General features: G+C 41.6%; 11 protein-coding genes and 1 pseudogene. 7 read left to right on the top strand and 5 right to left on the bottom strand.

Going from position 1 to position 15,069, the window contains the following annotated elements; translation table 11 throughout:
* Positions 1–2: 2 nt before the first annotated feature.
* Together DIU38_RS11115 and DIU38_RS11110 are read right to left on the bottom strand one after the other, a co-directional pair.
* Positions 3–794, bottom strand: coding sequence for an ABC transporter ATP-binding protein (locus tag DIU38_RS11115; protein ID WP_243770763.1), 792 nt, complete (start codon positions 792–794; stop codon positions 3–5).
* 54 nt (positions 795–848) lie between these two features.
* On the bottom strand, positions 849–1,481 hold the full coding sequence (locus DIU38_RS11110) for a MarR family winged helix-turn-helix transcriptional regulator (RefSeq protein ID WP_112651272.1): 633 nt from the start codon (positions 1,479–1,481) through the stop codon (positions 849–851).
* 240 nt (positions 1,482–1,721) lie between these two features.
* Here DIU38_RS11110 and DIU38_RS11105 point away from each other — a divergent pair, with 240 nt between their 5' ends.
* From DIU38_RS11105 to DIU38_RS11075, 7 genes and pseudogenes are all read left to right on the top strand, one after another.
* On the top strand, positions 1,722–3,476 hold the full coding sequence (locus DIU38_RS11105; RefSeq protein WP_112651274.1) for an ABC transporter ATP-binding protein: 1,755 nt from the start codon (positions 1,722–1,724) through the stop codon (positions 3,474–3,476).
* A 35-nt stretch (positions 3,477–3,511) separates the two neighbouring features.
* Positions 3,512–5,272, top strand: a complete 1,761-nt coding sequence (locus DIU38_RS11100; RefSeq protein WP_112651276.1) for an ABC transporter ATP-binding protein — start codon at positions 3,512–3,514, stop codon at positions 5,270–5,272.
* Positions 5,273–5,446: 174 nt separating this feature from the next.
* Positions 5,447–6,151, top strand: a complete 705-nt coding sequence (locus tag DIU38_RS11095) for an NUDIX hydrolase (RefSeq protein ID WP_090525482.1) — start codon at positions 5,447–5,449, stop codon at positions 6,149–6,151.
* 645 nt (positions 6,152–6,796) lie between these two features.
* Positions 6,797–10,330: a gliding motility-associated C-terminal domain-containing protein gene (locus tag DIU38_RS11090; protein WP_146750375.1), complete on the top strand. Its 3,534-nt coding sequence runs from the start codon at positions 6,797–6,799 to the stop codon at positions 10,328–10,330.
* 1 nt (position 10,331) lies between these two features.
* Positions 10,332–11,347 (top strand): annotated as a pseudogene (locus DIU38_RS11085) (PorP/SprF family type IX secretion system membrane protein).
* Positions 11,348–11,607: 260 nt separating this feature from the next.
* Positions 11,608–11,919, top strand: a complete 312-nt coding sequence (locus DIU38_RS11080; protein WP_149354077.1) for a hypothetical protein — start codon at positions 11,608–11,610, stop codon at positions 11,917–11,919.
* Between the two features lie 106 nt (positions 11,920–12,025).
* Entirely contained in the window at positions 12,026–12,259 is a 234-nt protein-coding gene (locus DIU38_RS11075; protein ID WP_112651282.1) for a hypothetical protein, read from the top strand.
* A 58-nt stretch (positions 12,260–12,317) separates the two neighbouring features.
* On the opposite strand, the gene DIU38_RS11070 is transcribed toward DIU38_RS11075, so the two are convergent.
* From DIU38_RS11070 to DIU38_RS11065, 3 genes are all read right to left on the bottom strand, one after another.
* The gene (locus DIU38_RS11070; RefSeq protein ID WP_091162859.1) at positions 12,318–13,712 is read right to left on the bottom strand and encodes an arginine decarboxylase; all 1,395 of its coding nucleotides are present in this window, start codon (positions 13,710–13,712) and stop codon (positions 12,318–12,320) included.
* A gap of 233 nt (positions 13,713–13,945) precedes the next feature.
* Positions 13,946–14,062, bottom strand: coding sequence for an AraC family transcriptional regulator (locus DIU38_RS34650; RefSeq protein WP_317132434.1), 117 nt, complete (start codon positions 14,060–14,062; stop codon positions 13,946–13,948).
* Entirely contained in the window at positions 14,062–14,925 is an 864-nt protein-coding gene (locus DIU38_RS11065; protein WP_317132433.1) for a GlxA family transcriptional regulator, read from the bottom strand. The genes DIU38_RS34650 and DIU38_RS11065 overlap by 1 nt, the downstream gene beginning before the upstream one ends.
* Between the last annotated feature and the right edge of the window lie 144 nt (positions 14,926–15,069).

Here is a 15,069-nt window from a genome sequence, read left to right as displayed (position 1 = left end):
GCTTATCCGTTAATGGTTTTCTCGTCAGCAATCAGTTTGCCGCCCTTAATCCTGATAATGCGCTGCGTTTTGGCTGCCAGCTCAGGGTCATGTGTTACAACCACGAGGGTAGTGCCCGCTTCCTTATTCAGGTCGAAAATAAGTTTGATCACCTTATCGCTGGTTTCTGCATCCAGGTTCCCCGTGGGTTCATCGGCAAACAGGATCCGGGGAGCATTTGAAAATGCGCGTGCAAGTGATACACGCTGCTGCTCGCCACCCGAAAGCTGGAGCGGGTAATGATGGCCGCGCTCTGATAAGCCTACTTTATCTAAAAGATCCAAAGCCCTTGCTTTGATGTTTTTTTCGCCCCTAAGTTCAAGTGGCACCATGACGTTTTCGAGCGCAGTAAGTGTAGGTAGCAACTGGAAATTCTGGAATATGAAACCTACATGCTGATTCCGCACTTGTGCACGCTGATCTTCAGTAAGCTTGTTAAGGTTAATGCCATTGAGTTCAACGGTGCCTGAAGTTGAGCGGTCAAGCCCGGCGCAAAGGCCAAGCAGGGTGGTTTTTCCGCTGCCTGATGGCCCGACTATAGCATTGGTTGAACCTATTGCGACTGAGAAATTTATTTGATCGAGCACGGTGAGTGTACGACCTCCTGCACTTTGGTATGTTTTACTTAAATCAGAGATATTGAGGATATTGTCCACAGATGTTTTTTTTGGTATAGATACAAAAAAGCCGGGGTTGTTACTACGCCCGGCCATTAAACACCCAAGTATTATGCCATCTTTACTTTTAGCTGACATTGAGTTTTGAGGTTGGCTTTTATCTGAATAATAACGACGTAACCGGGATTGAAGTTAAGCTTTATCTGCCATTGCAAGCTCATACATCTGGTCAAAAGGTTTATTTTTTAGTTCGATGGCAACAGCGGAGTTCCGCTGCTCACAATATTTGAGCATTTCATAGCAATCGGTTAAAATATCATCATCGATACCTTTAAAAGTCATTTCCACCACTTTTCCAGAGATCTTATAATATTCGTCAAGAGCCGTAATGCCCTTCTCGGTTATTTTGATCAGCTTAGCCCGTTTGTCATCGGGGGAGGTTCGTTCATCTATCTTGTTTTCCCGGATGAGCCGGTTAATGACTTCCATGCCGGTTGTTGTTTCGGCAAACATATAGTTGATCAGGTCGCTTTTTCTTACCTCACCAAGGTGAAGTAAACCATTCAGGTAATAGAAACTTTCGGCAGGAGGGATGCCGATGTGGTTAACTGCCGACCGGAAATAAAGCGAATAAGCGCTCAGGATGCGGCCGAGGGTTTTAAGCAGGTATGCGCCGTTCATGATGCGCTCACCTTTTTTGCCGGCTTGTTTAGGTTTTGGGCGTTGCTTTTGCAGATAATATCTGCAAAACGCTTCTACAGTAGGTTGTTCACTTACTTCTTCAAAAGCAGTCCATTCGTCAACTAATTGCACTATTGGTTTCATTTTATTACCGTTTGGGTGTAAAATTATAAATTTATTTCTAAAATGTTTTAATTGTTCCTGAATAGAAATATATTTGCCAAACTATATCGAAATAGAAATATATGGAAAATGAGAATGGCTTGCCGTTCTGTTCTGATTTATTTCGATAATTGAAATAAAAATGTTTTGCAGGCTGAGTCGTCAACTATAATAAAAGCGCGATTTGATACCCGCAAAAGAGAATTATAAATCAAGATCACTATGCAACCTGATCCTACAAAAAAAACAAACAATAAACCTCCCGGCGTATTTAGTTTGCTGAAACCATATAAAGGGCTTGTGGCGCTGTTACTGTTATTTGCTTTACTGGGCAACGCCATGAACCTTTGGCTGCCTAAAATTATAGCTAACGGTATTGATGCCTACTCTAATCATCATTTTGTGATAAACGAGGTTATGGCCAAATTCCTGACGGCGACAATTGTGGTATTTTTGTTTGCAGGCTTACAGGCAATTGTTCAAATATATGCATCTGAAAAAGTAGCGCGTGATCTCAGGCAGCAACTGGCTGATAAAATATCCCGCCAAACCCATGCTTTTATCGAACAGGCAAACCCTTCAAAACTGTTAACCAATCTAACTTCGGATATCGATTCGATCAAACTATTCGTATCGCAGGCTTTGGTTTCTATTGTATCGTCGCTGTTTATCATTATTGGCTGCAGTGTTATGCTGCTTACCATTAACTGGAAACTTGCGTTGGTTGTGATCACTATTATTCCCATCATTGGCGGTACTTTTTTTTATGTTTTGAAAAACGTGCGCGCGTTGTTTATGAAAAGCCGCGGCGTTATCGATCAGCTTAATAAGGTAATTAACGAGAGCATACTTGGCGCAGCACTCATCAGGGTGATCAACTCGCAGCAGTTGGAATACAATAAATTCCTTGCTGCCAATACCGAAGCAAAGGATTACGGCTTAAAGATCCTTGGTTTTTTTGCCGGGCTCATTCCCATTGTAACGTTTACCGCTAACATGGCAGCATTTACTATTTTGGTAATGGGCGGGCATTTCGTAATCAGCGGCAGCATGACCCTGGGTAGTTTTGCGGCTTTCAACAGCTACCTGTCGTTATTGATATTCCCGATATTCATTTTAGGTTTCATGAGCAACCTGATAGCCCAGGCTACCGCTTCATTTTCGAGGATCAGCATGGTTTTGAATGCGCCGGATGTTACCGACGGTGGCCCGTTGAAGGATACTTTGTGCGGCGATGTGGAACTGAGGAACGTTACAATAAGCTACGGCCAAAAATCGGCGCTGAAAAACGTCTCATTTAAAGTAGAGGCGGGTTCAAAAATCGCCATCATCGGGCCTACATCTGCCGGTAAAACACAATTGTTATACCTGCTTACAGGTTTGATTAACGCTACCGAGGGAGAAGTGTTGTTTGATGGTAAAAACCTTGCCGAATATGACAGCGAAACCTTTCACCGGCAGGTTGGCTTTGTTTTTCAGGATAGCATTATCTTTAACATGAGCATCCGTGAAAATATAGCTTTCAGCGATACGGTAACTGATGAATCGCTTCAAAAAGCTATTGAAACGGCCGAGTTAAGTACGTTTATCGATAACCTGCCCGATAAATTGAGCACCATTGTTTCTGAACGGGGCTCAAGCCTTTCGGGCGGACAAAAGCAACGCATTATGCTGGCCCGGGCACTTGCAGTTAATCCAAAGGTTTTGCTGCTTGATGATTTTACGGCAAGGGTTGATAACAACACAGAAAGGAAGATCCTGGCTAATATCCAAAAGAACTATCCGGGTTTAACTCTGATATCCGTAACCCAGAAAATTGCGTCTGTTGAACACTATGACCAAATCATACTATTGATGCAGGGCGAAATAGTGGCCAGCGGTGTGCATGATGAGTTGATGAAAACCAGTCCGGATTATGTACAGATCTTTAATTCACAGCAAAGTACCAGCAATTACGAACAGGGTGTTAACCATTAAATATAAAGTTAACGACTGAAAAAATATTGATTACAATGAACTACGATCTTAACCAATTAGGTAAAAATCAGCCAAAAACTTCTACGCTGGCCGGGTTAAAAAAGCTGCTCCAGCTGATAGCCCATGAAAAGCGTACACTCATCATTGCTTTTTTTGCCATCCTTGTTAACTCTACGCTTAACCTGCTCGGGCCGCTCATTATTGGTCATACTATTGACAAATATGTGCAGCACAAGGATTTTAGCGGAGTTTTACATAATGCGGCTATTTTATTTTGTATGTACCTGGTGGCGTTATTTACCAGCTATAAGCAAACCACGCTGATGGGAGGGGTAGGGCAAAGGATGTTGTTTACACTGCGCAATTCTATCTTTAATAAGTTACAGCAGTTGCCGGTAGCCTTTTTTAATCAGAACAAGGCTGGTGACCTGATATCGAGGGTTAACAACGACACCGATAAGCTTAATCAATTCTTCTCCCAGTCACTGATGCAGTTTATCGGCAATATCTCTATTATGATTGGCGCCGGTATTTTTTTGCTGGCTATCAATATTGAGCTGGGAGCAGCTGCTTTATCTCCGGCCTTGGTCATCCTGTTTTTAACGCTGGTATTATCACCATGGATAAAAAGAAAAAATGCAGCAAATTTGAAAAGTACCGGTGCATTGAGCGGTGAGATCCAGGAGAGCATTAATAATTTTAAAGTGATCATCGCTTTTAACCGGCGCGATTATTTCAGGAAGCGTTTTGACATAGCTAACAATCAAAACTATAAAACAGCCATTGGATCGGGCCTGGCTAACAACGTCTTTGTGCCGGTATATGGTTTACTTGCCAGTATGGCCCAGCTTACCGTACTATGTTTTGGTATCTACCTGATCAGTAAAGGTATGTTCTCTATCGGATTGCTGGTGAGCTACTTATCATATGCTACTAATTTTTATAACCCGTTAAGGCAATTAGCTGCCTTATGGACAAACTTTCAGCTGGCGATGGCGGGCTGGGACAGGATCTCGCAGATCTTATCCCTTGAAACCGATTTGCCCGTGCTGCAGGTAGGCATTAACGAACCAGATGCTGCTTTATTAGAGTTCAGACATGTGCACTTTAGTTATGATGAAAGCAGGGAGATCCTCCATAATATCTGCTTTAAATTAGAACGCGGCAAAACCTATGCCTTAGTTGGCCCCACAGGTGGCGGCAAAACAACAACGGCTTCATTAATAGCACGTTTGTATGACCCTACTAAAGGGTTGGTGTTACTTGGCGGGAAAGATATCAGGAGTTTTACGGCCGAGGAACGTAGCCGAAAAATAGGCTTTATTTTACAGGAGCCGTTCCTGTTTACAGGCACGGTAAGAGATAATATCCTTTATGGCAACGAGCTTTTTGAAGATCATACCAACGAAGAAATGGAACAGGTGATCAGGGATGCCAACCTGGGCAGCCTGCTGGCAATTTTTGAAGAAGGGTTGGACACCAAAGTTCTATCAGGCGGCGACAGCATTAGCTTGGGCCAGAAGCAGCTTATTGCCTTTATGCGGGCTGTTTTACGCAACCCGGAAATTTTGATACTGGATGAGGCAACAGCCAACATTGATACCATTACCGAAAAATTGCTGAGCGACATTTTGGATAACCTGCCAAAAACTACTACAAGGGTAATCATAGCACATCGTTTAAATACGATTGAAAATGCTGATGAGATCTTTTTTGTAAACTCGGGCGAGGTGATCAGGGCTGGATCATTTGATGACGCTATGGATCTATTGTTGCAGGGGAAAAGGGTAAGCTGATCTTTCTTGGGATATGGATATGCGGTATCACGGTTTTGCCTTGTTTTTTATCCGGATTTGATAAATCGTTTTAAATTTTTGGAGATAAATTGTCGGTATATAAAATAGTTGTCCGATCAACACTAAATAATTGCTAAATTATTTTTACCATTGCATATAAACTTAACCTAAGTTATGCATAAGTACAGCGGCGAAACGCGCATTTTAGTTGCAACAGATTGTATCATATTTGGATTTGACGGGGCAAATATTAAGTTATTGCTTGTTCAGCGTGGCCTTGAGCCCGAAAAACACAAGTGGAGCCTGATAGGTGGTTTTATAAAACCAACCGAATCACCCGAAGATGCTGCAAACCGTGTGCTTGAATTGCGCACCGGGCTTAAGAATGTGTATATGGAGCAGTTCCAGGTATTCGGTAAACCGGAACGTGACCCGGTAGAAAGGACCCTTTCCGTTGCTTATTTCGCGCTTATCGACATTCATAAATATGAAGCCCAACTAAGTGAAGAATATCACCCCGAATGGTTTTTACTGGACGAGATGCCCGATCTGATCTTTGACCATAATGAAATGGTGCGCCTGGCTAAAAGACAACTGCGTTATAAAGCGGCGCTTCACCCGATTTTATTTCAATTGCTTCCGGAAAAGTTCACCATCCCGCAATTGCAGGCACTTTATGAAGGAGTTTATCAAACCAAGTTTGATGACAGGAACTTTAGCCGTAAGCTGCTTTCAACAGGTTTGCTTGTAAAGCTTCCTGAAAAAGATAAGCTTTCATCAAAAAAAGGTGCATTTTACTATAAGCTTGATCAGTCGCATTACGAAGAAAATTTTGAAAAGTTCCTGAACCTGGTGCCTAACCCGGATAAGTTTTTTTAGCATGCCGGGCAATGCATTTTAATATTTTTATGACAAGGCCTTGTTATTCATATAACTAACGAAATGGTATCGGGTTAGTAATTAACATCAAAATTATACTTGTTTTATGGCCTGATGTGGTTTAAATATACCCGGTCTTGTCAGCATGTTTTTACTAATAACAGGCGCAAAACATTCGGATGTGCATGATTACTCAAAAATTTGTTTAGTGTTAACCCTGTAAAAATATAAATAATTGATTATTAGGCAGTTGAATACGTTGTTTTTAAAATGTGTTAAGTCATGTTAACCCTGTTATTTGCGTGTGTCCTGTTTTAGCACGTGTTTTTTTATTACCACCTGAACCCGCTGGCCGGGTTTTTAAATAGCCATATTTTTCTGACACTGTTATCGCGGGATCCACAAAACCATTACTATACCATGATAGCATGACGATCTGAAATACATCATTTAAAATGCTCTTGAAGTTTATGATCTGCGGAAAAGCGACTTGAGTTTAGGTATAAATTAAACGTAGCTAATTATGAAATTGACCGGGCAATTAAACGGCTGCTTATTTTATATAATCATACCGTATAAATTAAAGGTTTTCGTATTTTTAAAGGGTTAGTTTAATACTACAAAACCAAATCCAACTGTACACCTTTGAGCAAGATAATTTTTTTGCGGTCGTTAAGCCTCTCTTTTATTTTCATATGCATTGCTATTTGCACTAACGCGCAAGGTTCAAACCAGGGTACGGAGTTTTATACCGCATATATTGACCACGTTGATGGTGCAGCAGGCAGTCCTACCGCGTTGGGCAGGGGTAGTCAGATGGACCTTTACATAACTGCCGACGTAAATACCACTGTAACAGTTGAAGTTGCAGATGGTAGCTTTTCAAGTACCTACCAGGTTAAAGCAAAGGATATATTAACGGTAGCTATTCCCCCCGAAGCCTTTGTAGGAAACCAGGGGCAGTTTTTAAAGGGGATTCATATCACCTCATTAAAACCAATTGCAGTTTACGCGCATATTTTTGCAGAGAACGTATCCGGCGCAACGCTTCTGCTGCCCGTCAATACGCTCGGTAAAGATTACCTCTCAATTAACTATAAACAAATATCAAACTCAAACAACGGTACAAAAAATACTGAAGGCGTACCCTCATATTCAACCTTTGCGGTAATAGCTACAGAAGATAATACTACGGTTGAAATAACACCCTCGCAGCCACTGCTAAACGGGATTCCTGCAAACCAACCATTTACCGTAAATTTAAAAAAGGGCGAAGTATACCAGGGATTATCAGCTACTGACCTTACCGGCAGCCGCATTCGCTCAATTGTGAGCGCAGCCGGGGCCTGTAAAAAAATCGCTGTTTTTTCGGGCAGCTCAAAAATAAGCATAGGGTGTCAGGGCGATAAGGGATCATCAGATAACCTCTTTCAGCAAGTTTATCCTTTAGCAGTTTGGGGTAAGAACTATGTAACCGCACCTTTAAAAGGGCGCTATTATGATATCTTAAGAATAGTGCTTAGTTCGCCCGATACAAAGGTTACCGTAAACGGTGCCGCGCCAACGGGAGGGCTAAACAATGGTTTGTATTACGAGTTTACATCAACCACAACTAACGTTATCGCTGCCGATAAACCAATCCAGGTAGTGCAATATGCGGTAACCCAGGGTGAAGGTTTAAATTGCCAGTTTATTCAAGGTGATACAGGTGACCCTGAAATGATCTATCTGACCCCGATTGAACAAACACTCGATCACGTTACGCTAAACTCAACCGGAAACTATAGGATCCTGAATAATTTTATCAATGTTATTATTAAAACAGCTGCGGTGCCAACGTTTTCGCTCGATGGAGAACCTTATACCCAGTTTTCTCCTGTGCCGAACAGTATTTATTCTTATGCACAAATCAGCGTAAATGCAGGTGTACATAATATCAAAGCATCCGACGGGTTCAACGCAATTGCTTATGGGTTTGGCAAAACGGAATCATATGGTTATGCTGCGGGCACCAACCTTAAAAACCTGAATGAGTTTATTGTATTATTAAATCCTGCGGACAAGACGGTGCAGGCCAATGGCTGTACTGATACTCGTTATAAACTGCAGCTTACGCTGCCATTTCAAACCAATAAAATAAGCTGGGATTTTAAGGATGGCAGTGCTGCTGTTGTTGTAGACAACCCAATACCAACTGGTTCCATCATAAAGGATTCGAAGGTGCTTTATACTTATGAATGTCCGGGAGATAAAACCTATATCGACGGCGATTATAGTGTAGTGGCGACTGTATTTAACCCTATTGCAGATGAATGCGGATCAAACGAAGACATAGAGTTTGATTTTAATATATCATTGCCACCGATTGTAAAGTTTAGTTTTGGAAATACTTGTTTTGGCAGCGATGTTCAATTCACCGACCAGTCAACCTCAGGTACACGGCAAACTAAAACATGGCGATGGGACTTTGGCGATGGGTTAACTGATGTTGTGCAAAACCCTGTACACAAATATGCCCAACCGGGCTACTACTTGGTTACACTGTTTGTTACTAATGAAAATGGATGCGGCGCTGCATCTGATCCAATAAAAATACATATATCAAAACAACCTCTTGCATCTTTTAGCTATTTGTTGCCAAGCTGTACAGGTCAGGATGTTACATTTACGGATAAGTCCACATCTGCCGAAGGAAGTATCAGTAGCTGGCAATGGGATTTTGGTGATGGCACACCGGTTGAAATTCTTAAAAGCAAGAACCCATTTAACCATACGTTTAGTGGGCCGGGAGATTATTTGGTTAAGCTAACCGTCACAAATGATAATGGTTGTACAAGTAATATAGCCCAGCTGCCTGTTAAAGTTTATCCTGTGCCGGTAGTGGATTTTTTATTGCCCGATGCCTGTGAAGATGACTTTGTTCAGTTTACTGATCAAAGCACAATTGCTGATGCCACAGAAGCTGACTTTACCTACGAATGGAATTTTGGTGACCCTAATGCAACACCAGCTAACCCGAATACTTCCCACGAGAAAAACCCGAAGCACAAGTTTTTAGCCGGCAACTATCAGGTTACACTTAAGGTTACTTCAAAAAATGGATGCTCTTTTACATCGGCTTCAAAGTCATTAACAATTAACGGTAGCAAACCAAAAGCTAAAGTAATTATTAAGGACCCGGCAGGTTTGTGCAGCGCTCAGGAAGTATTTTTTGAAAACCAATCCTCGGTTAATTTCGGCGAGATTACCCGGCTGGAGGTTACTTATGACATCAACGACCCATCAACTACGGTAGTTTATGACCATCCGGCATATGGAAGGCAACTCAGGCATAAATATCCTTTGTTCACATCAGGAACCCGGCAGGTTACCTTGCGAGTAATTGCATATTCGGGTATATCATGCTCTGATGTCGCAGAAATCCCGGTTAATTTAAAAGCATCGCCTGTGGTCATCTTTGATCAGGCGCCGGTTTTTTGTATCGAATCGGAGCCCAAAAAATTGTTGCCAAAACTTCAGGGCCCTGTTGGCTCCGGTGTGTTTTCAGGAACAGGGATTAGTACAGATGGTGTGTTTAACCCTGCTGTTTCGGGCGTCGGCGAATTTGATATCAGGTATATTTATACAACTGCCGATGCTTGTGCCGATACTGTTATACAGCAGGTTAAGGTAGATGCATCGCCTGTTGTAATGTTGGGGCCTGATTTTACTATGCTTGAAGGCACAAAGCGTGTTTTAAAACCTATAGTAAACGATAATAACTTAAGTTATAAATGGACACCAGCAACAGGCCTTGATCATGATGATGTGGCTAATCCTGTTGCAAGTCCGTCGCAGGATATTACCTATCAGGTAGTGGTTACATCGGCACATGGATGCCAGGCTATGGCCAGCGTATCGGTAAAGGTTTTAAAGTTTTTAGTCGTTCCCAATGTGTTTACGCCAAATGGAGATGGGGTAAATGACATTTGGAATGTTAAATATTTAGAAAGTTATCCAAATAATAAGGTTGACGTATACAACCGATTCGGAGAAAAGGTATATTCGTCAATTGGTTATAGTATACCCTGGGATGGGAAATACAAAGGCTCATATTTGCCTCCCGGGACTTATTATTATATTATTGATCCGAAAAATGGCCGGGAGGTTATTGCAGGTAATGTGACCATTATCAGATAAAATGAAGCGAATTTTATATACTCTACTTATTATTGCCGTAACAATTCAATTAGCAAAAGCACAGCAACGGCCGCAGTACACTCAATACGTATTCAATAATTACCTTTTGAACCCTGCGTTAAGCGGTATTGAAAACTATACCGATGTAAAACTGGGTTATCGCAGCCAATGGACAGGGCTTGAAGGTGCACCGGTAACGTCCTATTTTTCAGTAAATGCGCCTATAGGTAACCGGTTTTTACAGGGCGATGCTACTGCATTTCCTGCGGGTGGAGGTTTAAACCCATCAAGCAGGTCATATACACAAAATTACATGGCTGCCGAGCCGCATCATGGCGTGGGCTTAATGGTGGTGTCTGATAAAACAGGCCGATAACACAAACCAATATTGACGCTACTTACGCTTATCACCTCGGCCTTACCGAAACATTGAATTTGGCGGTAGGGGTGTCTGCCGGGGTAAGTCATAATATTATAGATAAAAGTAAACTTACCTATGTTGATCAAAATGACCCAACCATTAATAGCATCGCGGGGGCGCAGTGGAAACCTGATTTGGGAGTAGGCGTATGGGCTTATTCTTCCAATTATTTTTTTGGCGCGTCTGTACAGCAAATCCTTCCGCAAAATTTATATGTAACTACGTCAACAACTGCTGTACAAAACAAAACGGTACCCCATTATTTTGTGACCGGCGGCGTTAAGCTTTTTGTATCTGATGATATTACACTTATGCCTTCAGCCTTGTTGAAATTTATAGCACCGGTTCCGGTAACTTTTGATGTGAACATGAAAATGTCATTCAAAGACAGGTTCTGGATTGGTGGTTCATACCGCCGTAATGATTCATATGCGGCTTTGGTTGGATTTAACCTGAGTTCGCTTATTAATGTTGGCTACTCATACGATTTTACAACATCTGCCCTAAATACGGTGAGTCATGGTTCGCATGAAATTGTGTTAGGCATCCTGCTTAATAATCGATATAAAGTAACTTGCCCTCAGCATACTTTTTAATTTTAAAAAGCGCTTTAATATACAAGCGCATAAATTGCCGTATCGTTCGAGATTAGTCCGAATCAAGCTCTGTAATCCGGTTCGACTTGCGAAGGCGCAATTATGCCATGCTGCATAGCATTTATAAACTATTTTGGAGCTTCCTAATAGTTACAACTATAATAGTTTTAATTCACGATATTTAATTTCTTAAAAGGATAAAAAATAAAACAATACAATTGTTTCGTAGGTTTATTAAATAACAACTAAAATTAAAACCTATGAATACCAATAATGAAAACTGGGGAAACCAGGATAATGATCGTAATGATTTTGAAAACAACACCAACTCATTTTCTGTGAATGGTGATGAAGCCTATCCAAACCGCGATCTTGAAAGCGATGATGATGATCTGGATGAGGTAGACGATATAGTAGACTTTGATGAACAGCCTGAAGTAGAAAAACCCGAAGACGAACAGGTGGGTACTCATAGTCAATCGGAGATTGACCAGCCCAACAGAAGTGCTGACACTTCATTTAGCGAGCAAACAGATGTTACACCGCGAATAAAAAGGAATTTCCGTCGGTAGGCCCCGCTAAAACTGATTTTGAGAGCCGCCCCAAGGACGCACCACCGGTAGGATGGTTGGTCATGAACCAGGAACTGAAGGAATTTAATAAAAGGAGGGTATAATCATGAATGATTATAAAAATAACTATCCTGCTTCCCGGCAGGGTAATATTAAGGAGACCAGGGAAAGTAACATTAGAGACAGCTATAACTATGCTGCCCGAAACAACCCCTGTCTTGAAACAAAAGGTCCTCAAAGAAAACACTTTAAAGTTTTACATGAGGATGGGAGCCTGGCTGATCTTCCGGATCCAAATATTGAAGGAGCAGGTGTCGGGGATGGCACCATAGGCCGTTAAGCAAAAAAGGTGACCGAAATGGCCACCTTTTTTATGCTGTTATGAATTAGACATACAATCACGTGGTATAACCCAGGATCTTCAATACTTGCTTGCTGTTTTGCTCTTCTCCAAACACCTCAAAGTTAAACGTTTCGTCCCTGTTACGGCGAATGATCACATGCTTGGGTGATGGCAGCAGGCAGTGGTGGATACCGCCGTAGCCACTTAATACTTCCTGGTAGGCGCCGGTATTAAAGAAACCTAAATATTGCACCTTACGGGTTTTAGGCATAAATACGCTGTTCATATGCGCTTCCTGGTTGTAATAATCCTGCCCGTCGCAGGTGATACCCCCAAGGTTTACACGTTCGTATTCCGAATCCCAGTTGTTAACCGGCAACAGGATGTACTTTTGGTTCAGCGCCCAAACGTCTGGCAGATTGGTAATGAACGAGCCATCAAGCATCAGCCAGCGTTCGCGGTCGTTTTGTTGTTTACGGCCTAATACCTTGTACAGGATACCAGAAGCTTCGGCTACAGTATACTTACCAAATTCGGTAATGATATCCGGTTCCATCGTGTCATGCTCGGCACATATCTCTTTGATCCGGCTTACTATTTCGTTGATCATGTATTCATAATCAAAATCGAAAACCAGTGAATCTTTAAATGGCATACCACCGCCAATATCAAGCGTATCCAGATGCGGGTTTACTTTTTTGAATTTGCAGTAAAGAGTTACATATTTTTCAAGCTCGTTCCAGTAGTATGGCGTATCGGAAATCCCCGAGTTAATGAAGAAATGTAACAGCTTAACCTGGAAGTTAGGGTTATCCTCAATTTTGTTATGATAAAAATCAATAACATCTTCCATACGCACACCCAAACGTGAAGTATAAAACTGAGAATCAGGCTGCTCTTCAGCTGCAATCCGGATGCCCAGGTTGCAAGGAGTGTCCATCTCAATTTCGTCGTCGTAAAGGTTAAATTCTTCTTTATTATCCAATACCGGAATGATGTTTTTAAAGCCATCATGTAACATATCAATAATATATGTTTTGTACTGGAAGGTTTTAAAGCCGTTACATATTACGGTTATTTCCTTTGTTACAGTGCCTTTTTTCTCCAGCGCGTCAATCATAGGCATATCAAACGCCGATGATGTTTCCAGGTGAATCTCGTTTTTCAGGGCTTCTTCAACAATGTGCTTGAAATGCGAGCTCTTGGTGCAATAGCAATATTTATAACTACCGCGATAGTTGTTTTTGATGATGGCCTGTTGAAACAGCAGTTTAGCTTGCTGGATCTTTTTGGATATCATAGGCAGATAAGTAAAGCGTAGGGGAGTACCGTACGTTTCAATCATCTCCATCAAATTTAGGTCCTGAAAGTATAGTTCATCGTCGATGATCTCAAAACCATCCTGTGGAAAGCCTACACTTAAGTCAAGAAATTCCTGATAACTCTGCATCCTTAAAAATTTTGGGCAAAAATGTAATTTTTAAACGGAATATTTGGCTATTTGTTAGGATTAATTTTATTGACAGAATGTAATGTTTTTGCCGTAGAAGCCAGATTTACCATTACCCACTGCAATACAGTATGTTACGGTTGATAATCAATAGATATTTTCGATAATAACCAAGCTACAACATAGGTGATCCGGGAAGGGGTAGCAAGCGCCTAAAATTTTGATGAACATACCTATGCTACAGCCGCTTCCTTGTTATATTTATTACGGTAATCAATTGGCGAGAGCCCGGTGATCTTTTTAAAAACTGTACGAAATGCCTTGGCATCGGTATACCCAACATCATACATTACCTCATTGATGTTTTTGGGGTACTTTCCAATTGTTTTTTGGCTGCTTCAATTTTTACGCGCTGTATATATTCGACCGGGGTATTGTTGGTGGCTTTTTTAAACCGGCGTTCAAAATGCCTGCGGCCAATAGCATACATTGATGACAGGTCTTCAACTGAGATTTTTTCGGTAACGTTATTTTCTATGTATTCCTGGGCTTGCTTTATAGGATTGTCCTCGTGTTTTTTTTGCCCCGTGAACATCGCAAATGGAGACTGACTTTTTCGGTCGATCTCCAGGGCGTAAATCTTGGCGGCCATGATGGCTATATCCCGGCCGGCATACTTTTCAATCAATAACAGTAATAAGCTCCAGTAAGAAGTAGCGCCGCCACTTGAATATAAACCCTGCTGTTCGGTAACAATACGCCCGTCAACCAACTTCACTTCCGGAAACATATTTCTGAACGCATCGGCCGTTATCCAATGGCTGGAACACTCTTTACCGTTCAATAACCCTGTAGAGGCCAATATAAATGAGCCGATACAAAGACTTGCTATTTCTGCACCATTATTGTACTGGTTGATGATCCACGGTACAAAATCCCGGTTTACGTTTACCGCGTTTTGAAGATCGCCACTTATGGCAGGGATGATCACCATATCGCTTTTTTGCAGCTCGTTTAACAAAATATCCGTATGAACCGAAAACATACCGCCATGCACCTTAACTTCTTTAGAAAGCCCAACCATCTGTACCTCAAAAACAGGTTGCCTCCCCATGGATTGTAAAAAATCGTTGGCGCCTGTAAAAATGGTTCGGGCGTCAACTATGCTGGCTAAAACTGCTTCGTTGGGTATCAGGATGGCAACATGTTTCATTTTGTTATTGTATAACTGGTTATCTGGGATAAAGATAATAAACACTAAAGTCGCAAACAACCCCTTAACAAGTCCTTTTTACGTGCTACACAACTTTATCGCACCAAATAACTTTGTATCGTTAACAAACATATAATCACGCAA

The sequence above is a fragment of the Mucilaginibacter metallidurans genome (assembly GCF_003286435.2).
Classification (GTDB): Bacteria; Bacteroidota; Bacteroidia; order Sphingobacteriales; family Sphingobacteriaceae; genus Mucilaginibacter; species Mucilaginibacter gossypii.
Note: the sequence above shows the minus strand (reverse complement) of the source record. Positions and strands in the feature narration are given on the sequence as shown.

What these genes read in the sequence shown, in the direction of transcription:
- DIU38_RS11115 (WP_243770763.1), bottom strand. Translation starts at nt 794, where the DNA reads ATGTCAGCTAAAAGTAAAGATGGCATAATACTTGGGTGTTTAATGGCC.
- DIU38_RS11110 (WP_112651272.1), bottom strand. Translation starts at nt 1,481, where the DNA reads ATGAAACCAATAGTGCAATTAGTTGACGAATGGACTGCTTTTGAAGAA.
- DIU38_RS11105 (WP_112651274.1), top strand. Translation starts at nt 1,722, where the DNA reads ATGCAACCTGATCCTACAAAAAAAACAAACAATAAACCTCCCGGCGTA.
- DIU38_RS11100 (WP_112651276.1), top strand. Translation starts at nt 3,512, where the DNA reads ATGAACTACGATCTTAACCAATTAGGTAAAAATCAGCCAAAAACTTCT.
- DIU38_RS11095 (WP_090525482.1), top strand. Translation starts at nt 5,447, where the DNA reads ATGCATAAGTACAGCGGCGAAACGCGCATTTTAGTTGCAACAGATTGT.
- DIU38_RS11080 (WP_149354077.1), top strand. Translation starts at nt 11,608, where the DNA reads ATGAATACCAATAATGAAAACTGGGGAAACCAGGATAATGATCGTAAT.
- DIU38_RS11075 (WP_112651282.1), top strand. Translation starts at nt 12,026, where the DNA reads ATGAATGATTATAAAAATAACTATCCTGCTTCCCGGCAGGGTAATATT.
- DIU38_RS11070 (WP_091162859.1), bottom strand. Translation starts at nt 13,712, where the DNA reads ATGCAGAGTTATCAGGAATTTCTTGACTTAAGTGTAGGCTTTCCACAG.
- DIU38_RS34650 (WP_317132434.1), bottom strand. Translation starts at nt 14,062, where the DNA reads ATGTATGATGTTGGGTATACCGATGCCAAGGCATTTCGTACAGTTTTT.
- DIU38_RS11065 (WP_317132433.1), bottom strand. Translation starts at nt 14,925, where the DNA reads ATGAAACATGTTGCCATCCTGATACCCAACGAAGCAGTTTTAGCCAGC.